This is a genomic window from Lacrimispora sp. (assembly GCF_031982545.1).
Classification (GTDB): Bacteria; Bacillota; Clostridia; order Lachnospirales; family Lachnospiraceae; genus Lacrimispora.
The window spans coordinates 36662-58990 of record NZ_DALYXB010000018.1 but is presented as its reverse complement, the minus strand read 5'-3'; the positions used below and the strand labels follow the sequence as shown (position 1 = coordinate 58990).

The window sequence follows — 22329 nt, the reverse complement described above, 5'->3', positions numbered from 1 at the left end:
TGTTCCTCCCCTATACTCTGCCAATGTCAGATACTATTTTACCCATGAGCTGGTCATACATCTTAAGCACCTGGGCTGCACTCTGGGTTGCTCTCTGACTGGTCATCATGGAAGTCATCTGCTCAATTGGATCAATATTAGATCGTTCCACTGATTTCCACATAATTCCACCGTCAACAGCTTTTCCCTCTGCCTGGGTAGTGAAGGTTCCGTTATCCCCTTTTACAAGCTGAGCTGCATCATCGAAATTTACCACACCAAGCTTCCCAATCAGCGTTGCTTCTTTTGCCTCCGTATCACCGCCATCTTCATCCGTTTTAAGCCCTTTTAAGGGCTCTTCATATATGTTCCCGGACTGATCCACAGTAATGTGATTAGAAGTCATCTCAATTGGGTTTCCGTCTTCTCCAAGAACTCTTCCTAAATTTGATAAGCATAGATAACCATCCTGATCAACATCAAAAGATCCATTTCTTGTATAGAGTCGAGTCCCGTCTGTACCCTCGATGGTAAAAAATCCAGGCTTTGTTAATGCAAAATCCAAATTACCGCCAGTTTCCTCCACATTGCCCTGATCAAAGCTGGTTTTCACACCTGCTACCGTTTTCAGCATGGATGCAGTACCAATCGGAGTGTAACTGCTTTTATCCACATTCCCGCTCCTGTAGAGCATCTCTTCCTTAAATGTGGTGCTGGTCATACGGTCTGATTTAAAGCCAGGCGTACTTACGTTTACCATATTGTTACTGATGGTATTTAAATTCCGGTTCTGATAAAGCATCCCGGAAGCCAGATTATAAAATCCTTGAAACATCCCGCTATTCCCCTTTCCTATTTCCCATTTATAAAATTAGTCAGATTCAGTCTCAGTTTCTGTATGGCATTGGAGTGAATCTGTGAAATTCTTGGTTCACTGACATTCATGACCCTGGCAATCTCTTTCATATTTAATTCGTCCATATAATACAAAGAAATAACCTTTTGTTCATTTTCCTTTAAATTATTTATGGCAGATACCAGTATCTGTTTAAATTCTTCCTGAAGATAGTGAGATTCCGGCTGGTCATTTTCGCTGATGGATGGGAGCTGGACTGTTTTTTTGTTGTCATTGCTTCCCTCTAACACCATATCAAGGGATATGACACTGTAAACATTGGTCTTTCCTAACGCTTCCTGATATTTATCCAGCGATACATTCAGATACTCGGCCGTTTCTTTTGAGGATGGAAAACGTCCCAGACGGTTACATAATTCCATAACCGTATTGTCCAGTTCTTTGGCATTTTTTCTGACACTTCTTGGGATCCAGTCCTGTTTTCTTGCCATATCTATAATCATACCACGAATTCGCTTGGAAATATATGTTTCAAACTTCACATTCATATCAGGATCAAACTTTTCAATCCCATTCATGATCGTCAATACACCTTCATTAACGATATCCTCTATTTGAGCAAAGCTTAAATAGACATCACGCATTTGAATTGAAATGCTCTTCACCATATACATATAACGCATTACCAGCTCGTGCTTGATTTTAATATCCTTAGTACGCTTATATTTAATTAGTAAATCTTCATTGGTATATTGGCTTAACTCCTGCTCCATTCCGATTAACACTGCCTTTCTGACATTATCCCCTGTCAAACGGTAATATTTCCGACTGCCTGGATCTGAATATTATTTGCAATTTCATTAAATGAAAGAACATAGACGTTGGGATAAAACTGTTCGATCAGACGGTAAAAATACAGCCTTACTACCTGACTTGTTAGAATCACAGGTTTTTGTTCCAGATCGTTAAATTTCTTAATCTGTTCACCCAGCTGTCCGATTACTGACTGCATTACCTCAGGGCTGAGAGCCAGATAAACGCCCTGCTCCCCTTTCGCCATGCTGCTGATAATATTTTTCTCCAGATCCGCATCCAGAGTCAGAACTTTCATCTGACCTCCATCACAGAACATTCTGGTAATGGTTCTCTTTAAAGCGATTCTGATATTCTCAGTAATAAGATCGATATCCCTGGTTGTTGAAAGAGCATCCACAATGGTCTCTAAAATAGTTTCCATATCTTTTATCGGCACACCTTCTTTTAAAAGACTGTTGAGTATCTTTTGGAAGTTGCCGTAGGATAACTGACCTGGGAACAACTCCTCCACAAGTTCAGGCGAATGTTTCTTAACATTGTCTAACAGCTGCATAATTTCCTGTCTGCCAAGCATCTCATATGCATGCTGCCTGATGGTTTCTGATAAGTGGGTCAGCATAACTGACAACGGATCAATAACTGTATATCCATAGATTTCGGCCATTTCTTTATTTTCAGGCCGGATCCATTTACTTGGGATTCCATAAGCCGGCTCCACAGTTTCAATTCCATCTACTTCACCGGAAAGAACTGGCGGTTCCAGGGCGAGATAATAATCTACCAGGATTTCACCCTTTGCTACTTCTTCACCTCTGATTTTAACAACATACTGATTGGTATTCAGACTGGAACTGTCTCTTAGTCTGACCGATGGGATAACAAATCCCATGTCCTGGGCATATTGTCTTCTGAAAATGACAATACGGTTAATTAACTTTCCCCCGCTGCCTTCGTCAATCAGTGGAATCAGACTATAACCGAATTCCAGTTCAATAGGGTCTACACTAATCAGGGAATATACATTATTTACATCTCTGTAATAGGATTCTTCGTCTGCTGGTGTCTGCAGGCTCGTATCCTCCATGAACGTATTCTGATACTGCTCCACCTCTTTAAAGGCTGACTGTTTCACTTTACGCTCCAACTGATAACCGGTTCCTATGAGCAGAACTGCCATAAGACCAAGCTGGAATTTTGGCATTCCCGGAACAAGCATGAGTACAACCAAAACAAATCCCGTAAGCATAATGGCTCTTGGCTGAGCCAAAAACTGTGCGGATACATCCTCATTTAAGCTGCCATCTGATACGGCTCTGGTAACAACCATACCGGTAGCTACTGCGATCATAAGGGAAGGAAGCTGGGATACCAGTCCATCTCCTACTGTAGCAATACTATAAATGGTTAAAACCTGGGAGAAGGGCATATTGGACTGAACAATACCAATGATCGCACCACCAATAAAATTGATTGCGGTAATGATCAAAGAAACGATTGCATCGCCCTTTACGAATTTGGTAGCACCATCCATGGCACCGTAAAAATCCGCTTCTTTCTGGATTTTATAACGTCTCAGCTTCGCTTCCTGCTCATTGATCAGACCAGAACTTAAATCCGCATCAATAGCCATCTGCTTTCCTGGCATGGCATCCAGGGTAAATCTGGCTGCAACCTCCGATACTCGTTCCGTACCTTTTGTAATAACCAGAAAGTTTACTAAAACAATAATCAGGAATATGATAAAACCTACTACAACATTTCCCTGCAATACGAAATCACCAAAGGCCTTAATAACGAGACCAGAAGATCCCATTTTGGTTAAAATGTTACGGGTGGAAGAAACGTTAAGTCCAAGCCGCAACAGTGTGGTGATCAAAAGCAGCGATGGAAAAATGGAAAATTCCAACGGCTCCCGAATGTTCATGGTTATCAGAAGGATAATCATGGATAGGGAAATATTTATTATAATCATTACATCCATAAAAAATGGAGGCAATGGGATGATCAAAAGAAGCACAATTGTAATGACAAATACTACAACGGAATTTTTAAGTAAAGTCTTCATTCTTTTTACACCATTTCTTTCAAGTATCTATGCCGCATTTTCTACTCTATGATCTTGTTATTCATACGGTATACGTATACCAGAATCTCAGCGACCATACCATAATATTCCGGAGGGATTGGTTCCCCCACTTTGGTACTGGCAAAAATCCCCCTTGCAAGAGGCTTGTTCTCCAGCACATAGATTCCATGTTCCTCGCCTATGGCTACAATCCTTAAAGCAAGTTCATCCTGACCCTTGGCAAGCAGAACCGGTGCATTATCTTTTTCTATATCATAACGCAGCGCTACCGCAAAGTGGGTCGGATTTCGAATAATTACATCTGCAGTAGGAACTGACTGCATCATCCTGCTGCGGGCTCTTTCTCTTTGTAAGTTCCGGATACGCCCTTTAATCTCCGGATTTCCTTCTGTCTGCTTGTATTCCTCTTTCATCTCCTGCTTTGACATCTTAATCTGGCGTTCATAATCCCACCACTGGTAAAAATAATCGAAGCCGGCGATTGCCAGGAATACAATTGATATTTTCATTACCATATCCATAATAGAATCCAAAACATAAACTGCTGAATCCATTATATTCATATCAATAGTTCTGGCTACTGCTCTTAAATCACCTTTTATGATCTGATAGAGAATAACTGAAAGTATAATAATTTTAATCAGATTTTTAATAAGCTCTACCAGATTTTTTAAAGAGAGAAGATTTTTAATCCCTTTAATCGGGTTCAGTCTTTCAAACTTAGGTGCCATATTACTTTTTGTAAATAGAAATCCTGTCTGTACGCCTGTTCCAATCACTGCCAATGTAGTGGAGACAAGTATAATCGGTATCGCTGCTTTGGCAATCGCAATTACCATATCCCAGAAAACACTGGTTGTATAATCTGACATGGTATCTGCAAGCGGAGCCAGACTGACATATTTGATCATATAATCCTGCATGGTCCGATACATGAGCGGAAATAATGCTTTCAACATCACGAAAGTTCCAAGAAGAGTTGCAATCATTACCACATCCTTACTAACAGCAACATGACCTTTTTTTCGTTCATCTTTCCGTTTTTTCGGTGAGGCCTTCTCGGTTTTTGAATCATCTGCCATTTCCGTTCATCACATCCTTTGCGCTATAAAATCCTGATCATATTTTCCACTGTCAACAGCATCTGACTGATTATAAATCCAACATAATCAGACATGGGAGAAAATAAGAATATAAGCATTAATAAACCAACCAAAACCTTCGCCTGAATGTTAACCACAAACACATTAATCTGAGGTATCACCTTCATCAGAATTCCCACCGCAATTTCCGTAATAAATTCAATCGCCATTATAGGAAAAGAAAATTTAATTGCCATAACAATACACTGGGTAAATATTTCAAGCATCGCCCATGCAACTTTTGTTCCTATGACAACTTGTCCATAGGGAACGATCTCAGACGACTGGATTAAAAGTTTAAACAGAGCCAGATGACCGTCTACTGCAAAGAACAATAATATAAAATATGCATGAAAGATACTTCCTGTCACCGCAACCTGCGCATTGCTCTGGGGATCAAATACAGTGGCCATGGAAAGTCCCATCTGAAAATCTATAATTGTTCCAGCATATGTAATAATCATGACAAACAGCTCCATGACAAAACCGATCACATACCCCATGGCAAACTCTTTGATCAAAAGCACTGCATATTCAACGGAAGTAACCGGTTCCGGTACCTGCGCGGAAGAAAACGAATACAGCAGAAGGGTGAATACCATAACTGTACCGCCCTTTACATAACCGGGTATATTCCGTCTTCCCAATATGGGATTCAGAAGTATAAAACCTGACATCCGCATGAAAATCAGGGAAAAAAGCATCATCTGTCCTATATCCGGCATTTAACTCTTCCTTTCAACTGTCTAGCTATCCCAGCATGGTATTGAATACATGTATGGTAAAATCACTAAGCGTCTTCATCATATTACTTCCCATCATCAAAAGAATAAGACCTACAACAAGTAACTTAGGCACAAAGGTTATGGTCTGTTCATGAATCTGGGTCGCCGCCTGCAGTATGGAAATGAGAATACCGATGATCATGCTGACCACCAGAACCGGGCCTGAAAGCTTCACGGCTGCACCAAACATTTCGTACATGAGGCTGCTGATTGCAACGTCTGTCATAAGAATTCCTCCCGTCATTAATGAAAGCTCTTAACAAGGTTTGTAAATAATAACTCCCAGCCATTTACTGTAACAAATAATAGCAGCTTAAATGGAAGTGAAATCATGGCGGGCGGTAGCATTACCATACCCATTGACATCAGTGTACTGGAAACAACGATATCCACCAGCATAAATGGGAGGAAAATCATAAAACCAGCTGTGAACGCCCGTTTTAATTCTGAAGTCATAAATGATGGAATGACAACAGTCATGGGTAAATCTTCAATGTTTTCCGCTTTTTCTGTATGGGATAAGTCTACAAACAAATTCAGAGTACTGGTTTCAGTCTGTTTCAGCATAAAACGCTTCATGGGAACCTGAGCCCGTTTCAATGCCTCCGACTGGTTAATCTCTTCTTTTATGTAAGGCTGGTATGCCTGGGTATTAATGTCTTTTATAACCGGATCCATGATAAACAAAGTTAAAAATAGCGCAATGCCCACCAAAACAATATTAGGAGGCGTTTGCTGTACACCAAGTGCATTCCTTGTAAAAGATAGGATAATGATGATTCTGGTAAAAGAAGTCATCATAACCAATATGGACGGAAGCAGTGATATGATGGTCAGAATGAGGAAAAGTTCCAGGGTCGGCACCCTGCCTCCATTAATGTTAACTAAGGCATCTGTATTCATTCTGCTCCTCCTACAAGTCTTTCCGGTTTTTATCCGTATATTTTTTCAGAATGCTGATAAAATCAGGGTATCCGCTTCCTGTTTGAGGATTCTGGATATCCAGGCTTTGTTGAATATCCTCCTCCGTCAGTTCTGCCAGAATGTTAATCTGTGAAGAAGCGATACCAATGAGGAAATAATGACTGCCTGCGCGAACAACCGCAATCGCCTTATCCTGCCCAAGGGGAAGCCTGTCTAACATCTGCATATAATTTCCCCCGCGTTTTAATCCCATCCCTTTTCCAACATTTTTCGTGAAAATATAGCTTAAGTACAGAATGAGAATGGTGATAATAAGAACTGATAACAGACTGATCACACTGTTCATCTACAGGCACTTCCTCTCTAATCAACGTTCTTTTTGATAATCTCCGTAATACGGATACCAAAATTGTCATCAACGACTACTACGTCGCCCTTTGCAATACATCTTCCATTTACATACAGATCCACCTGCTCTCCAGCAAGTTTGTCTAAAATAACAAGAGATCCTTTTGTAAATTCAAGTATTTCTTTTACCAGCTTTCTGGTTCTGCCGATTTCTACAGACACCTCCAACGGTACTCCCATGATCAGCTCACGGTTTTCCTCCTGCTCTTCATAGCTTATCGGTCCTTCTGTAAGGTTATTCTGGGGAACTGACTTAACATTGATGGTTTTCGGCTCCGAAACCTCTTTTTTGGGCGCGTTCATCTGTGAATTCTGCATCTGAAGTATCATCTGCTGCATCTGGTTAATCATTTGCTGCTGCATCTGCATCTGATTCATCATCTGCTGCACGGCAGAATTATCCATTACTGCTGGCTGGCTTACCATTGCCGGCATGGGAACTGCAGATTGAGGAGTTTGTGCTGGTGCCGGAACTGGTGTAGGAGCTGGCGCTGCCGGCACTGGTTCTGAAGCTTTGCTGCCATTTAACAGCATCTCTATTTCCTCCTGAGACAGGATACCGCCTGAAGATTCCTGCTTCGGAAGTTCCTGTGGCTGTGGCTGCGGTTCTGGAGCTGAACTGCCTGAAAGAAGTTTTTCAATTTCTTCCTGGGATAAAATGCCGCCAGATGAAGCTGGAGCGGATGCGGGTTGTGAAACAGATTCGGGCACCGGCGCTTCTTCCGGCTCACCACCAACCTGTGGAAAGAATCCCGCCACCAGTTCTTTTGCAAGTGCAGGTGGCATTACATTGATAAATTCACTGGCCATCTGATCTGCTATCTTCAAATTAAAACCAACCACAACCATTAAATCTTCATCGTGATAATATTTTTCTTTAAAATCTCCCACATCTTCAATTTCAAAAGAAGTCGGTGTGGAAATATTAACTGTTTTGCTTAAAAACTCGCTGAGAGCAGTCGCTGACGCCCCCATCATCTGATTCATCACTTCACAGATTGCACTGATATTTAATTCATTTAATTCAAAATCCTCTTCCGGGGTTTCCGTTCCCATCAGCATATCTACAATAACCTTAACATCATGCTTCTTCAGGAGCATAATATTGCTTCCGCTAAGACCTGCAAGATAAGTAATTTCCACACCCACTGCCGGTTCCAGGTTTGATATTTCAAACTCACTCTTAGATAATACCCGTACTACAGGTGTGGTGATATCAACTCTGGCATTGAGCATGGTAGATACTGCAGTGGCTGAGGCTCCCAGGCTTATGTTTAGTATTTCACCTATGGCATCAATCTCAAATGCGCTAAAATTCTTCGAATCCATACAACTTTTCTCCCTTTATACTCATTTAGCCCTCTATGCCATATTTTACCTTATTTACCGATCTCCAATGCCTTGGAAGCCATCATTTTTATGGCATTAAATGCGGTTATATTGGCTTCATAGGACCGGGTTGCAGACATGCTGTCCACTGTTTCCTTTATCAGATCCACATTTGGCATCTGTACATAGCCGTTCTCATCTGCATCCGGATGTTCCGGGTCGTAAACGGATTTTAAAGGGCTGGTATCTTCCACTACCTGTGATACCTTTACTCCCCCCGCACTCTGCTGGCGGCTCTTACCTGCTGCATTCATTAAGGTTCTGCGGAAATTGTTTTCAGTCTGTGCTTCAAGGACCACCATTCTTCTGCGGTATGGGCCACCGGTAGCCGTTCTGGTGGTATCGATATTCGCGATATTTTGTGATGCAATATCAAGTCTGAGACGCTGTGCTGTCATAGCAGACGCGCTGATATTCATCGAGCTTAAAAACGACATTTGTACCCTCCTCAATGAATCAGTTTAGCCGATAATGCCAGTAACTGTCTTTAAAATTCTGTCTGGTTTAAATGGCTTAACAATAAAGTCCTTTGCTCCTGATTTAATCGCTTCGATTACCATGCTTTCCTGTCCCATCGCGGAGCACATAACAATTACTGCATTGGGATCTTTTGCTTTAATTGCCTTTAACGCTTCCAGTCCATCCATATTGGGCATGGTAATGTCCATGATGATAAGATCAGGGCTGATCTCTGTAAACATCTGAACCGCCTGAGCGCCGTCAGCCGCTTCGTAAAGATCGGTATATCCGTTCTTTGTCAGAGTGTCCTTAATCATCATTCTCATAAATGCTGCATCATCTACTAATAATATTTTTGCCATTTTCTACATCTCCTTTATTATCCTATAATTCTTTATGTAATCCCTGACTCAGCTTTCACTGGTCTGGTAATTTCCATTTTCAGCCTGATCGTCAATATTTATAGCCATTTCATCAATTTTAACAGCTACGTTCCGCTTATGAACACCCAGCTGACCTTTAAACCACGGCTGACCTTCCACATAGAGCTTGACATCAGAATCTTTTGGCGTATTCAAGTTGATTACGTCTCCAACATGCAGGTTATAAACATCATCAAGCGAAATTGATGTATCGCCCAACTGAGCTCTGACCAGCATATCTGAAGATTTAATGCTCTGCATAATCTCTCTCTTATTATCCTGACTGTTCGCCTCTTCACCCATGGCACTGTGCTTACGCTTGTCCATGATATCAAAAATATTCATGAGCAGTGATCCGGGAATGCAGACATTCAGCCTTCCTGAACACTCTTTCATATCTACATCTATCACTACAATAACAATGGTCTCATCCACACCAATTTCCTGAAACATACTTGGATTTTCTTCCAGCCTTGTCAATTCGAACTTCAAATTGATATAACTGGACCAGGAGTCCTTTAAAGCACCGATTATATATTGAATCACTCTGTGATACAAAGCCATTTCAATTTCCGTATATGTATAGGATCCATCTACTTTAACATCAGTTCCCACACCTCCCAGCATACGGTCAATTAAATTGAGCATCAGCGTCATACTTGCATTAATAAGAAGGGGAGGGTTTTTACTGTTGTTGGGCAGGGTAACATTAACTACAGTAAGAATATCATTATCGCTAAGTGCGTTGCCAAACTCATAATACCTTTGTTCCTCAACTGTCACCACGGACAATTCGCTGGAAGTCCGAAATATACTGCTAATCTGGGAGCCTGCTATTCTGGAATAATTATCGAATATACTCTTTAAAATTTTCAGTCTGTCCTTGGTAAATTTCTTCGGACTATAAAAATCATATTTCCGGTATTTTACTTCATTTTCCTTTTTCTCAATCTCATCAATAGGCTCATCAGTTCCACTTAAGGAATTGAGAAGCGCATCAATCTGACTTTGGGATAATACTTCAGCCATTTGTTTCACTCCCGCTTTTTATTTAATTGCCCGCTTTGTTCTGAATATTGTGATATACCTGATTGTAATATTCCTCCAGGGACTTTTCAACCGTATCATTTTTCGTTATCAAAATCTCAACACGGCGGTTTTTTGCACGTCCATCTTCGGTATCAAACGGTGCGATAGGGCGAAACTGCCCAAAACTCATCCCTACCAGTTTTTCCGGTGAAACAGCGTTTTGGCTCTGCAGAAAGATAATAACCTCTGCGGAACGCTGTGCAGACAACATACGGTCATTACGAATGTTATTGGCTCTCTCTGGGTTCCCCTGCGAGGTATGTCCCAACACCTGAACTTCCTTAATGTTGTCATTGGCCTGTGCCATTGCAGCCGCAAACTCACTCAAGACATCTTTCCCTTCCTGTCTGAGAACAGAGCTGTCTCCATCAAAAAATACTTTATCACGAAATGAGATAAATGTGAAGCCGTCTCCACGCGTAATTTCGACAGAATCCTGCATATTCCGATCATCGACTACTTTTTTCAGCATCAGATACAATTCATCAAAATCTGTACTTTCTCCGCCTTCAGCAGGAGGATTCCCTTTTAATTCCCCCTCGCCATCTTTCGCATTGGCATCCAATACAATCTGATCTGATGATTCAACAGCGCTGGGATTAAAACTCTGCACCAGAATCTTCCATTTGTTCTGGTCAACGGAGGACATTGAATACAGAAGAACAAAAAAGCACAGCAGCAATGTAACCATGTCTCCATATGTATCCATCCAGCTTCCCAGCTCTTCCGGCTTTTTATCTTTCTTAATCATTTAATCACCTGTTTCCCTGTTTAAAACAGCTTCAATAATTTTCTGGTCTATCAGGAAGATGCTTCCGTTGCGGCTCCGCCAGACCTTTTCTTTGCTATCTTATTCTGCTGAGCCTGAGAAAGATAAGATAAAAGTTTTTCTTCAAGGTATTTCGGGTTATCGCCTGCCTGAATGGACAGAACACCTTCTATTATAATCTGCTTATAAAGAAATTCCTCATCGTTTCGTATTCGGAGTTTTTTAGCCATAGGGCCAAAAAGTAAATGAGCCAGAACACAGCCATAAAATGTAGTGATAAGCGCTACTGACATATCCTCTCCTAATGAGCTTGCTCCTCCTCCGTCCATATTCATACCCTTCAGCATATTTACCAGTCCTACCAGGGTACCGATCATACCAAACGCTGGTGCTACGGAAGTTCCTTTCTCATATAAGCTGACATCCTGTTCATGCCTGTCAGACATGGCGGACACTTCACTCTCCAGCATTTCCCTTATTTTCTCCGCATCCATAGCATCTACAATGAGCATAATACTCTGCTTAAGAAATGGATCTTTAATGCCATTAGCCTGCTCTTCCAGAACCAGGAGACCTTTTTTTCTCGCTGTTTTAGCCATGTCAACCATAATATCAATTACTTTTTCCGCATCATATCGTTTGGGATTCAGCATAATACCAACATGCTTCGGTATTTGTGCCAGTGTTTTAAATGGATAACTTGCAATCAATGCTGCTATCGTACCGCCTACAACAATAATAACGCTTGGTATATCTATAAAATTTCCAATTTTTTTGAACGTAATTCCATAAACGATGAGGATAATTCCCATTATCCAGCCTACAATCAACGAAATGTCCATGAATAACCTCCAACCATCCAGGCCGCTCCCGGATTACTCTTTCCTCTTTTGTGCGCGTGCATAAATCTGAGCATTAAACTCAATTACCCGGTCTATAATTTCTTCAATACTTTCCTTAACTACATAATGTTTCCCGCTTACCAGGATCACATTTGATTCCGGAATAGATTCCACCCGTTCAATCTGTGTGCAGTTTATAATGAATTCTTCATCATTCAGCCGTGTAAGTCGAATCATATAATACCTCTCCTTATGTCCGGAGAGACAGATTTAATGCCTCTCCGGATTGTTGTGGAACAAATTATCGTTTCATATTAACCAATTCTTCCAGCATCTGATCGGTTACAGTGATGATTTTAGAGTTCGCCTGGAAACCTCTCTGTGTGGTAATCATGTCGGTCATTTCTGTGGCAAGGTCAACTTTGGCCATTTCAAGGAAGTTGCTTCTTATAACACCATCTGATCCTCCACCTTCAAATACACTTACATTCCCAGCACTTGCACCAACGGTATAATAATATCCGGAATCCTTTTCCAGGCCGCCCATATTCTGGACACGTCCGAGAGCAATCTTGCCAATTGTTATTGACTCGCCATTTGAGGTGGTTCCGACGATGGATCCATCTGTCTGAATCTTATAAGTGGAAAACTCGGCCAGAGAGTCCTCTGTATTTGAACCACTACTGCTACTACCACTGTTTGATGATGCTGCAGTAGTCTGAGCTGTGATCAAATTAGCCTGTGCCTTAGTTACAGCATTATTGGCTGCCTCAAGTTTTGTTTCTTCCGTACTCACAGTAATTTTAGCTGCATCTCGAACACTTTGAAGAGAACCGTCTTCCAATGTACTCAATTTGTTTTTAAAGTCAACTAATGCCTTTTTTGCATCTTCATATTCTTTCTTTTTATCAGCATAATCTGTTTGAGATTCATCCGTACTCCGAAAAGCCTCTAATTTATCCTGATAGTCCGTAAAGTACTTATCAGGAGATGGGATTGTTTTTTCCGCAGTAGGTGCTACAAGCTGCGCCTTCAACTCAATTAATTCATAATCTGCCTGTTCATATTCCTTAAGCTTTGCATAATAAGCATCTCTTAAAGTATTACTCGGGTCTGTGGTAGCATTCTTCCACTCATTATACGCAGTTTTCATAGCAGTTTCTTTAGTAGTTAAGTCTGCCTCTAAATTACCAATACCTTTAATGGTACCTGCAGCATTTTCTATGGAATCATATTTCGCCTGATAATTAGATTGAGCTGTTACATATGCCTGTCTTGCTGCTGACACAATCGCATTTTGACTATTGAATGTAGCCTGCGCATCACTAAGAGCTTTCTTAGCCGCAGTTACTGCATCATTATTTTTATCGTTTTTCAGCTTATTGATCGCCGACTGATCAGGCAGTTTTAATGGAACCAGCGATCCCGTTGCATATTCTTTACTGTCCTGATCATAACTGAATCCATAAACATAACTACCACTGTCATCTGTTAAGTAACCATTTGTATCCACTTTAAACTTACCAACTCTTGATAAATACAAACCGCTTGATTTTACTGCATCATCGCCTTCTAATGAAAGTGAACCACCACTTAACATAGGACCAACAATAAAGAATCCCGTTCCCTCAATCATACAATCCAGACCGCTTGAGGATGGTGACATACTTCCAGTTGAAAAATCGTAAGTAATTGAACCAGTAGTAACTCCATAACCGATTTGGTTGGCATTCACAGCACCGATTCCTCCGGTTTCGGTGTTACCACTAGATCCTGAGCTGGTGTTCTGATACATGGCATCCTTAAAAGACATACTTGCAGCTTTGTATCCCCATGTATTTACGTTTGCAATATTATTACCTATAACATCCATCTTTGCCTGATGCGCTCTTAGACCTGCAACACCAGCGAACATTGATCTGACCATATTTTTTATCCTTTCTCTTTTGAAACTGCCGTCTCCCCATGTCAGTCAGACATACAGGATAAGCCCCCATAAATGGTCCGGCTATAACAAAACGGCACTGTCAATATTGGTGAAAATGTTCTCTTTCATTTCATTTCCTGACATAGTTGTAACTACTGTGTTATTAGGAACATTCACAATAAACGCTCCTCTTTCACTAATAATAACAACATCTTTCGCCCCTTTTAAACGGGCTTTTTCCACAGCAGACTGCAGATCATCTAAAAATGAAGGGGTGACTTCGATTCCCCGCTGATTCACCCGTTCTGCGGCATGTTTGGAAAAATGAAGTCTTTCTTCTTCTCCAATCCGGCTGTTTAGTACATCACTAAAGCTGCTGCATTCCGATGCTGCTGCCGCACTGCGAAGTTTCAGTTGCCGGACATCTTCAAATTGGTTTATTTTTCCTATCATTTTCAATCACCAACCATCTCATTCTGGTCCAAACCACTGCCATACTATCAGTTATACTGACTAATTATTTATCTGTTGTATCCTTGTCGTCAGTACTGTTCGCAGCGTTATTCTCAGTATTCGTACTATTTGTAGTTTCATCCACCGGTTCATGTCCTTTTTCGTAAACAGACATAATACCAGACACTGGATATCCTGTTTTTGTGTCATCATCGAGATAAATGGTAGGTGTACCATTATAAATATCCACACGGGTAACTGTTCCGCTATGCTTTTCCACATTACCGTTTTTATCCAAGACACCCAATAAAACTGACTTTCCCATCATAGAAGTACCATAATTGATTGTATTTACCTGGGCAAAATCGTCCATTGATGTGGAGAAGTTATCCATTGCCTGCATCATGGCTATCTGTGTCATCTGTGTCATCATCTCAGAGTTATCCATGGGACTTGACATATCCTGGTTTTGAAGCTGTGCAGCTAAGAGTTTAAAAAAACCTTCCGTGGACAGTTCACTGTTTTTTTTCGTACTGACATTGGAATCAGTATTCGTTGTCGCAGCAGAGTTATATAACAAATTTCCTGTGCCTATTGAATCCGTACTAGCCATTTTCTCTCCTTATCGTAAATTACTCACTGATTTCATCAGAATCAGCACCTGATATACCAAGTCTCAGTTTTTGGATAAAATCGTCTCCAAGATCTTCGGAATGGTTCTGCCTCTGTTCCTGCTGTTCTCTCCCATTGCCCTGATGTTCCTGGTTATTATTCAGATAATCCGGCTGCTGTTTGTCTACGATCACATGAATTGGACGTTCCAAGTTGTTTTCCAGGATAGTTCCTAATTCTCCCGCTGACTGGGACAGCATTTTTAATGTCTTACTTTCCGTGCAGACAACAGATACACTCACCTGATCTTTCTCGTATGCAACTTTAATTAATATCTTACCTAAATTATGAGGTTCCAGCTGTACTTCGAGACTTTTTTTGCCTGTTTCAATCTGTGATATAATTTTTTCTGATAGCTTTGCATTCAGTTCTTCCAGATTCTGTACTGGTAATGCAGTATTCGCTGCTTCTGCTTTGTGAGTACTTAATTCAGACATTTGTCCTGATGCAAATAGCTTCTCCTGAAACATTCCAGGGATCTTGTACTGTGTGGTATCTTCTTCAGTCTGACTGTCCTTTTCATCCGTTTTTAACCGATATCCTGGCCCATCAGTCCGCACCAGTTTTTTCTCTGTAACACCAGGACCATACTCTGTATGAATCTTCTCTGACACAGAACTAACCTGTCCGCTCATTTTTAAAAGAGCCTCTCCAGGTCCATTTACTTCTTTCTTTTCTCCATCCTTCAACGAAGAAGTATTTTCCTCCTGTGCTACCAGCCCTATTTGGGAATCCGGCACCGTCTTTTTAGGTATCAGACTGTTTAATGCATTGAAGTCTTCCTTTTCCTGTATCAGGGTACTGTCATCCTCCGGATTCCAGTTCTTAAGTCGAAACTCCTTAAGTAGCTGAAATGAATCCACGGATTTTGTATCTCCTGACTCTTCTTTTGAATTCAACGGATCAGGAAGCTGTCCCTTTAAGGATTCCATGCCCGCAATCAGCAGCTCTTTTTTCTGCTGGTCTGGGGTGTCTGCCGCTTTACTGGTTTTTTCATTCAGCTGTGCTTGTGGCATTCCTGCATTGGAAGCTGCTGTTTCCAGTTCCTTATTTAAATCCTTCTTATCTTTGCTTCCAGTGTCTTTCTTTAGATCTTTTTCTCTCATCATTTTCTTAAAACCGGAAAAATCATTTACTGATTTATCATCTGATTTCTGAGATTTTGGCATTTGCCTGATCAGTACTTCCACGCTGTTTGTTTTCATCTCCATCATTCTCCCTCCTTCCTTTTTTCTGCCATCAGGCATTATTTTTTATGGTAACTGCCGGATTTTGAACCGACAGGACTACCTGCTGCTACGAACTGACATCGTATTGGAAACAAATTCCTCGATAAACAGTTCTTCACTTTTCAGTACTTCTTTGTTGTACTGATCCAGCTTTTTTTCTTTCAACTTATCTATAGAAGCCTTTTCCTTTTTCGCCTCGATCACTTCAGCCCGCTTCTGTTCTTCTTTTTTCTTAAGTTTTAAGAGTACTCCCTGTTCTGCCACAATTCTTTGCTGGATAAATGTTATATAACGTTCATATTCCCTCATGATATTGACAGTAACACCACACTGAGTATCTTCTCTGTAACGCATGGCAGCGTTTTGGCTCTTCTCCATCAATTCCTCAATCCGTCTCTCCTGCTGTGCGACATCTGCGAGAATCTGCGCATGTTCTGTTTTGAGATTCTCAAGCACCTGGTCTTTATAATTTAAAACAGTATTAAGAGGAAAATTGAATTTTTTCATCTTTAGCCTTCTTTCACAGAGTTTACTTTAAAATCACTTTCATCTTCTCAAGTATTTCTTCATAGCTGTCATTTTCATTGATTCCCTGACATAAAAACTTGTTGATCTTCTCTATCTTTGCAATGGCTACATCCAGCTTCGGGTTCGTTCCTGATTTGTAGGCACCAATTGAAATTAAGTCTTCATTCTTTTCATACAGGCTCAATATATCTCTGATCTCAGAGGCCATTTTCCTGTGTTCTTCCGAAACGATATTGGTCATAAGTCGGGAAATACTGGCACTTACGTCAATAGCTGGAAAATGATTGGCATTGGCCAGTTTCCTGCTAAGTACAATATGACCATCTACAATACCTCGCACGGTATCAGCAATGGGTTCATTGGTGTCATCACCTTCAACCAGAACTGTGTAGATTCCGGTAATGGAACCTTCTTTAAAATTACCGCTTCGTTCCAGAAGTTTTGGAAATTCAGCATAAATAGAAGGGGTATACCCTCTCGCAACCGGAGGTTCGCCAATGGCAAGTCCTATCTCTCTTTGCGCCATGGCAAAACGGGTCAGAGAATCCATCATAAGCAGCACATCTTTCCCCTGGTTTTTAAAATACTCTGCAATGGTAGTGGCAACCAGCGGGCATTTCATTCGAAGCATAGCAGGCTGATCTGAAGTAGCCACAATGAGAACCGAGCGTTTCATACCTTCCGGGCCTAAGTCCTTCTCAATAAACTCCCTAACCTCTCGACCACGCTCTCCCACCAGTGCAACAACATTGATATCTGCTTTTACGTTTCTGGCTATCATACCAAGCAATGTACTTTTTCCAACACCACTTCCTGCAAAAATTCCGATACGCTGGCCTTTTCCGATGGTATTCATACCATCAATTGCTTTGACTCCAAATTCCAGCGGATCTGTGATGGGAGGACGGGTCATAGGATTGATATAAGGGTTTTCCACATAATAATACTTGGGATTTTCAAAAGGTCCTTTTCCATCCATGGGTTCTCCCTTGGCATCAATAATCCGGCCTCTTAAAAAATCTCCAACGGGTATCTTCAAACGCCTTCTTGTATTTCTTACAAAGCTTCCAGCTGCAATACCGCTCATGTTTTCATAAGCCATAAGCTGAATCTTATCATCTTTAAAGCCAACTACTTCTACAGGAATCTGTTCTTTCCTGTCTTCATTGTAGATATAAGCTATATCTCCAATGCTGGCCTTTCCTCCGGAGGCTTCCATAGACATACCAACAATATTTTCTATCTTGCCAATATGGTCTATGGTCTCTGTTTTCATGATTAACTCCGTTAAATCTTTGAACATACGGATTCCTCCTGCTACAGTCTTGCGTTATTAAGGATTCCCTTAATGTTTTCAATCTGGGTGTTTACGCTGACATCAATAATTTCTTCCGGAAGTTCAATGATGCATGTTCCTTCTTCGGAATGATCCATCGAAATTATTTTGATATTTCCGGATATATGAGAAAGTTCATTTAGCAGCCCCACGTCTCCCTGGATCATCATACCGGCATCCTTTTGAGATACGTAGATCTTCACCCATTGAGTCTTTTTCAATTTTCCTGCAGCAGCAACGATCATTCTTTTAATAATCTCACCGCTTGATTTCAAGCTGGTCTGAATCACCTTTTCCGCTATGGTCAGGGTGACTCGTTTTAAATCATCAATATACGTCTCCAGAATCCTGTTTTTCTCTTCCGTAACGCTTTCGATAGTAGATTTAATGGTTTCACGGAATTCTTTCATATGTAAATCAAGTTCTGTCTTATGTTCTTCGTAGGCAACTGCATGTCCTTCCTTCAGACCGGCTTCATAGCCTTCCTGATAACCGGTTTCTCTGGCATCTGCAAGAATTTTTTCAGCTTCTTCTCTTGCCTGATTTACAATCTCCTGTGCCTGATTCGATGCCTTTTCAAAAATCTCCGCAACCGGAGAATATTCATCTTCTTCAACAGGCTGAAACAGTTCTTCCTCTATGGATCCGGTTGAGTCTTTTTTCACAACGATATCTTCAAATTTCTGTTTAAAACCATATTCCAGAACCCGACTTGCAGCCTCAGAACCCTTGATAATATTAGGCAATGATATCATCCTTTCCGCCCTTGCTGATGATCAGCTCGCCTTCTTCTTCCAGACGTCTGATAATAGCAACGATTCTCTGCTGTGCCTCTTCTACATCCTTCAGACGAACATTAACGGTAACTTCCATATCGGACTGAATGCTTTCTTTCATACGGGTAGACATATTGTTGAAAATAACATCTGTAATCTGCTTATTGGCATTCTTAAGCGCATATACCATATCCTTCATATCGCATTCGCGGATAAAACGCTGAATGGATCTGTCGTCCATCGTAATGATATCTTCGAATACGAACATCTTTTTCCGAATCGTATCGGCCAGTTCCGCATCTTTTCTTCCCAACTCGTCGAAGATAAGTTTTTCGTTTCCTCTGTCCATATGGTTCATTACGTTTGCTATGTAATCGATACCGCCAACGGTTGTATAATCCGTTGTAAGGATACCGGAGAACTTCTTCTTAATCTCACCTTCCACGATCTTAATTGCTTCTGGAGATGCGCTTTCCATTCTGGCAATGGATTCCACAACCTGAAGGCGCTTCTCGGGAGAAAGCTCAGAGATCAGCTGCGCGGTCATCTCTTCATTGGTATAGGATAAAACAAGCGCAATGGTCTGAGCCCTCTCATGCTGGAGTATTGAGAAAAGATTCTTGGAATCACTCTTCCGGATAAAGCCAAAGGATCTGGATTTAAGGGACTGGGTAACCTTCTGGAGCAGGCTGTTGGCAGTACTTTCTCCAAATGCCTTTTCCAAAACAGTTCTTGCATATTCCAGACCACCATCTGTTACCACTTTCTGGGTTAAACATGTTTTATAAAACTCGTCCAATACGGCCTGTGTGGTTTCTGACGGAACATGTCCCAGTTTTGCAACTTCGACTGTTAATTTTTCAATTTCCTCTTCACTCAGATACTTATATATTTTGGAAGCCTTATCCACACCGAGTGAAACAATAACTGTTGCCGCTTTTTGCTCCGGCGTTAGATTAGTCGTCATTATTGTTTCCTCCATTTAACCAGGTCTTTAATAGCTGTGCTGAGATCTCAGGGTTCTGATCTGCAAATTCCCGAACGCTTTCACGCAGTTCGGCTCCTCTGTCTTCTTCCGGAGCAAGAATTTCAATCTCCTGTTCTTCCTTAGAAGGCATCTGAGGCAGAATCGGTACATCTTCCTGACTATCTTCTTCCAACTCTTCTGCAAGCGCTCTTTTCTTTCTTCTGCGACGTACAATGAGTACAATCATAAGTATCAGAAGAAGTACTCCAGCCAGTGCCCCAATGAGAATCCACTGGTTAATCAAAATACCATTGGTACTTGCCTCTGCAGGCTTATCCGGTTCTTTTGGAACCTCTATGGTGTAGAATGGCGCCGCCACAGCTGTAATTTTTTCAGCCCGGTCTGCCTGGGCAATTCCCGCAGCATTTCCTGCAAGATTACGGATATCATCAATGGAAAGTGTTCCAAAGTCGCTGCCATTGACTACGACAGAAACAGTAAGATTCTCGATACTTCCCGGATTAACCTGTCCCTGCTCCTTAATCTGGTTCAATAAGTACTTTCTGTTCAGGCTGTTAGATGCATATGCACTATCCGTGTTTTGTCCGCCTGCATTATACTGTGGAATATCGGCGTTGGCCTCTGAACCGGCAACCCCTGACGCTGTCTGGGCATTCCCTGAATATTCTTTGGAAATGGATTCCTCAGAAGTAAGACCGGTTTTATCCTTCTCGTCAATCTTTTCCGGAGTATTGTAAACAATACTTTCCCGGATCAGCTTTTCCATATTCACGGTGCCTTTTACAGATACACGCACATTGCCGTTTCCGTATATGGGACCCAGTACATTAATTACCTTAGCCGTGATCTGGTCTTCAATGAGCTTTGCTATCTCATCTGCAGCTTTTCCGGAATTTGTATCAGTATCGCCAGCGTTAGTTGATACCTGACGGCCGTTGCCGTCAAAGACAGATACATTATCAATTACCATACCTGGAATACTTCTGGAAATCAAAAGCTGTATGGAATTCGCCTGTTCTTCTGTCGGCGATCCCCCATCTTTCATAACGACAACAGCCTGGGCACTCGCTTCCTTCGCGCTATCTTCGGACAGTGCATATTTAGAAGTTTCTCCCAGGGCTATGGTAACGTATGCCTCTTTTACTCCATCAAAGATCTGAATCGTAGATCCAATTCTTGTTTCCAGATCATACAGCTTAAATGTCTGACGATCTGTATCTGTAGTCATAAGATTAACATTGTTTTTGAAAACGTCATATGTAAAACCGCTTTTGGGATATCCTTCTGATACCAGCTTGGCTCTTGTGGTGTCCATCTGCTCTGTAGGCACCTTAATGTCACCATTGTCATACTGATAATCTATCCCGTCTTCCTGCAGTTTCCCAATAATCTGTTTTGATTCTTCACTACTCACCCCGGTAAACATAACTTCATACGGTTTCTGCCGCATGGATAATGCTGCGAACACAGCACCGCTTATAACCAATACGCCAATCACTGACGCAATAATTATCTTTTTCGTCTTATCACTTAGTTTACCTAATAATTCCTTAATTTTTTCCATCGCGTACGTCCGCCCTGTTATCTGTTTTAAATACTAATACGAATTATTTCCGTATAAGCTTCCAATGCCTTATTCCTAAGTGCTGTTAAAAGTTCTACGGATAACTGGGCCTTTGCCGCTGCAGCTGGCACGGTATGTGCATCATCAATCTGCCCGGTCGCCAAAAGGTACTGCTGTTTGTTTAAGTCTGCTTCCGTTGTTTTCACATTCTGAACTGCCTCTTTGAAAATATCTGAAAATGCAGATCCTCCGTCTTGTCCTGATACAACCTTCTTAGCTGCTCCTATATCCCCAATGGAGTCCAATGAGCGAATGGGCGTTATGAACATCTGTTCCATCTTATATGCCTCCCGTTTTAACCTTTAATAATTGTACGTAGTCTGCTGATATCACTGTTTAAAGAATTCAGTTCGTACTGATACTGCAGTGTAGTCCTTGCAAGCTCCACGTTCTCTACATCCACATTTACATTGTTGCCGTCTAATCTTGCAGATTCCTCATTGGTATTTCGTATAAAATATCTGGAGTTACTGATAGTGTTACCGATATCTGCCGAAGTACCTTTCCTTGCTGCCGCGAGCCGGTTACGAAATTCATCTTCGAATTTCACATATTTGGCTTTATAGCCCGGAGTTTCCCCATTCGCGATATTATTAAGCGTCGTCGTCTGCTTAGCCCACAAATAATCCAGAGATTTTTCCGCCATGGAAATGCTGTTTCCAAAAATCGAATTCATCGGATCTGTTCCTCACTTTCATTTCTTCCGGTAATATGCCATAATGACGTATACGGACTGTTACAAAATGGAAAAAATAGTTAAATTTTAACAGTCAAATGCAAAATCTTACATTTTTTGTAATTTTCTTACTTCATTTTACATTTTATTACAA

The 22329-nt window shown here is 41.2% G+C and carries 26 protein-coding genes; all 26 read right to left on the bottom strand.

Translation table 11 applies throughout. The annotated features are described in order from the left end of the window. Positions 1-10 precede the first annotated feature (10 nt). The 26 genes from ABS301_RS23450 to flgB all read right to left on the bottom strand — a co-directional run bounded on the left by ABS301_RS23450 (position 11) and on the right by flgB (position 22175). Positions 11-814, bottom strand: a complete 804-nt coding sequence (locus tag ABS301_RS23450; RefSeq protein ID WP_349674488.1) for a flagellar hook-basal body protein — start codon at positions 812-814, stop codon at positions 11-13. Positions 815-831: 17 nt separating this feature from the next. Next, positions 832-1647 carry a sigma-70 family RNA polymerase sigma factor gene (locus ABS301_RS23445; RefSeq protein ID WP_349674487.1) on the bottom strand — a complete coding sequence of 272 codons (816 nt, stop codon included), beginning with the start codon at positions 1645-1647 and terminating at the stop codon, positions 832-834. Beyond that, positions 1644-3716 carry a flagellar biosynthesis protein FlhA gene (gene flhA / locus ABS301_RS23440; RefSeq protein ID WP_349674486.1) on the bottom strand — a complete coding sequence of 691 codons (2073 nt, stop codon included), beginning with the start codon at positions 3714-3716 and terminating at the stop codon, positions 1644-1646. The genes ABS301_RS23445 and flhA overlap by 4 nt, the downstream gene beginning before the upstream one ends. A gap of 41 nt (positions 3717-3757) precedes the next feature. Beyond that, positions 3758-4819, bottom strand: a complete 1062-nt coding sequence (flhB, locus tag ABS301_RS23435; protein ID WP_349674485.1) for a flagellar biosynthesis protein FlhB — start codon at positions 4817-4819, stop codon at positions 3758-3760. Between the two features lie 23 nt (positions 4820-4842). After that, complete coding sequence (fliR, locus tag ABS301_RS23430) at positions 4843-5604, bottom strand: flagellar biosynthetic protein FliR (RefSeq protein WP_349674484.1); 762 nt, start codon at positions 5602-5604, stop codon at positions 4843-4845. Positions 5605-5629: 25 nt separating this feature from the next. Next, positions 5630-5890 carry a flagellar biosynthetic protein FliQ gene (locus ABS301_RS23425; protein WP_349674483.1) on the bottom strand — a complete coding sequence of 87 codons (261 nt, stop codon included), beginning with the start codon at positions 5888-5890 and terminating at the stop codon, positions 5630-5632. Between the two features lie 17 nt (positions 5891-5907). After that, entirely contained in the window at positions 5908-6567 is a 660-nt protein-coding gene (gene fliP, locus ABS301_RS23420; RefSeq protein ID WP_170822316.1) for a flagellar type III secretion system pore protein FliP, read from the bottom strand. 10 nt (positions 6568-6577) lie between these two features. Then, positions 6578-6934, bottom strand: a complete 357-nt coding sequence (locus ABS301_RS23415) for a flagellar biosynthetic protein FliO (protein ID WP_349674482.1) — start codon at positions 6932-6934, stop codon at positions 6578-6580. 17 nt (positions 6935-6951) lie between these two features. Then, complete coding sequence (gene fliN, locus ABS301_RS23410; protein ID WP_349674481.1) at positions 6952-8325, bottom strand: flagellar motor switch protein FliN; 1374 nt, start codon at positions 8323-8325, stop codon at positions 6952-6954. A gap of 50 nt (positions 8326-8375) precedes the next feature. After that, positions 8376-8822, bottom strand: coding sequence for a flagellar basal body rod protein FlgC (flgC, locus tag ABS301_RS23405; RefSeq protein WP_349674480.1), 447 nt, complete (start codon positions 8820-8822; stop codon positions 8376-8378). 24 nt (positions 8823-8846) lie between these two features. Further along, the gene (locus tag ABS301_RS23400) at positions 8847-9206 is read right to left on the bottom strand and encodes a response regulator (RefSeq protein ID WP_349674479.1); all 360 of its coding nucleotides are present in this window, start codon (positions 9204-9206) and stop codon (positions 8847-8849) included. Between the two features lie 48 nt (positions 9207-9254). Then, complete coding sequence (gene fliM / locus ABS301_RS23395; protein ID WP_277409045.1) at positions 9255-10295, bottom strand: flagellar motor switch protein FliM; 1041 nt, start codon at positions 10293-10295, stop codon at positions 9255-9257. Between the two features lie 22 nt (positions 10296-10317). Further along, positions 10318-11106, bottom strand: coding sequence for an OmpA/MotB family protein (locus tag ABS301_RS23390; protein WP_349674478.1), 789 nt, complete (start codon positions 11104-11106; stop codon positions 10318-10320). Positions 11107-11156: 50 nt separating this feature from the next. Further along, entirely contained in the window at positions 11157-11966 is an 810-nt protein-coding gene (locus tag ABS301_RS23385) for a motility protein A (protein WP_349674477.1), read from the bottom strand. A gap of 33 nt (positions 11967-11999) precedes the next feature. Then, positions 12000-12203, bottom strand: a complete 204-nt coding sequence (locus tag ABS301_RS23380) for a flagellar FlbD family protein (protein ID WP_277409047.1) — start codon at positions 12201-12203, stop codon at positions 12000-12002. Between the two features lie 64 nt (positions 12204-12267). Then, entirely contained in the window at positions 12268-13893 is a 1626-nt protein-coding gene (locus tag ABS301_RS23375) for a flagellar hook-basal body complex protein (RefSeq protein WP_349674476.1), read from the bottom strand. 81 nt (positions 13894-13974) lie between these two features. Next, on the bottom strand, positions 13975-14346 hold the full coding sequence (locus ABS301_RS23370) for a TIGR02530 family flagellar biosynthesis protein (protein ID WP_349674475.1): 372 nt from the start codon (positions 14344-14346) through the stop codon (positions 13975-13977). A gap of 64 nt (positions 14347-14410) precedes the next feature. Then, positions 14411-14959, bottom strand: coding sequence for a flagellar hook assembly protein FlgD (locus ABS301_RS23365; RefSeq protein ID WP_349674474.1), 549 nt, complete (start codon positions 14957-14959; stop codon positions 14411-14413). 19 nt (positions 14960-14978) lie between these two features. Then, positions 14979-16232 carry a flagellar hook-length control protein FliK gene (locus ABS301_RS23360; RefSeq protein ID WP_349674473.1) on the bottom strand — a complete coding sequence of 418 codons (1254 nt, stop codon included), beginning with the start codon at positions 16230-16232 and terminating at the stop codon, positions 14979-14981. A gap of 72 nt (positions 16233-16304) precedes the next feature. Beyond that, positions 16305-16754, bottom strand: a complete 450-nt coding sequence (fliJ, locus tag ABS301_RS23355; protein WP_349674472.1) for a flagellar export protein FliJ — start codon at positions 16752-16754, stop codon at positions 16305-16307. A 22-nt stretch (positions 16755-16776) separates the two neighbouring features. Next, on the bottom strand, positions 16777-18078 hold the full coding sequence (gene fliI, locus ABS301_RS23350; RefSeq protein ID WP_349674471.1) for a flagellar protein export ATPase FliI: 1302 nt from the start codon (positions 18076-18078) through the stop codon (positions 16777-16779). Between the two features lie 14 nt (positions 18079-18092). Continuing rightward, the gene (locus ABS301_RS23345; protein ID WP_349674470.1) at positions 18093-18857 is read right to left on the bottom strand and encodes a FliH/SctL family protein; all 765 of its coding nucleotides are present in this window, start codon (positions 18855-18857) and stop codon (positions 18093-18095) included. Next, a complete protein-coding gene (gene fliG, locus ABS301_RS23340) occupies positions 18850-19854 on the bottom strand; it encodes a flagellar motor switch protein FliG (RefSeq protein WP_349674469.1) in 1005 nt (334 codons plus the stop codon). Before fliG ends, ABS301_RS23345 begins: the two co-directional genes overlap by 8 nt. Beyond that, positions 19844-21439: a flagellar basal-body MS-ring/collar protein FliF gene (gene fliF / locus ABS301_RS23335; protein ID WP_349674468.1), complete on the bottom strand. Its 1596-nt coding sequence runs from the start codon at positions 21437-21439 to the stop codon at positions 19844-19846. The genes fliG and fliF overlap by 11 nt, the downstream gene beginning before the upstream one ends. 26 nt (positions 21440-21465) lie before the next feature. Then, a complete protein-coding gene (gene fliE / locus ABS301_RS23330; protein WP_349674467.1) occupies positions 21466-21777 on the bottom strand; it encodes a flagellar hook-basal body complex protein FliE in 312 nt (103 codons plus the stop codon). A gap of 17 nt (positions 21778-21794) precedes the next feature. Beyond that, positions 21795-22175 carry a flagellar basal body rod protein FlgB gene (gene flgB, locus ABS301_RS23325; RefSeq protein WP_349674466.1) on the bottom strand — a complete coding sequence of 127 codons (381 nt, stop codon included), beginning with the start codon at positions 22173-22175 and terminating at the stop codon, positions 21795-21797. Positions 22176-22329: the final 154 nt, after the last annotated feature.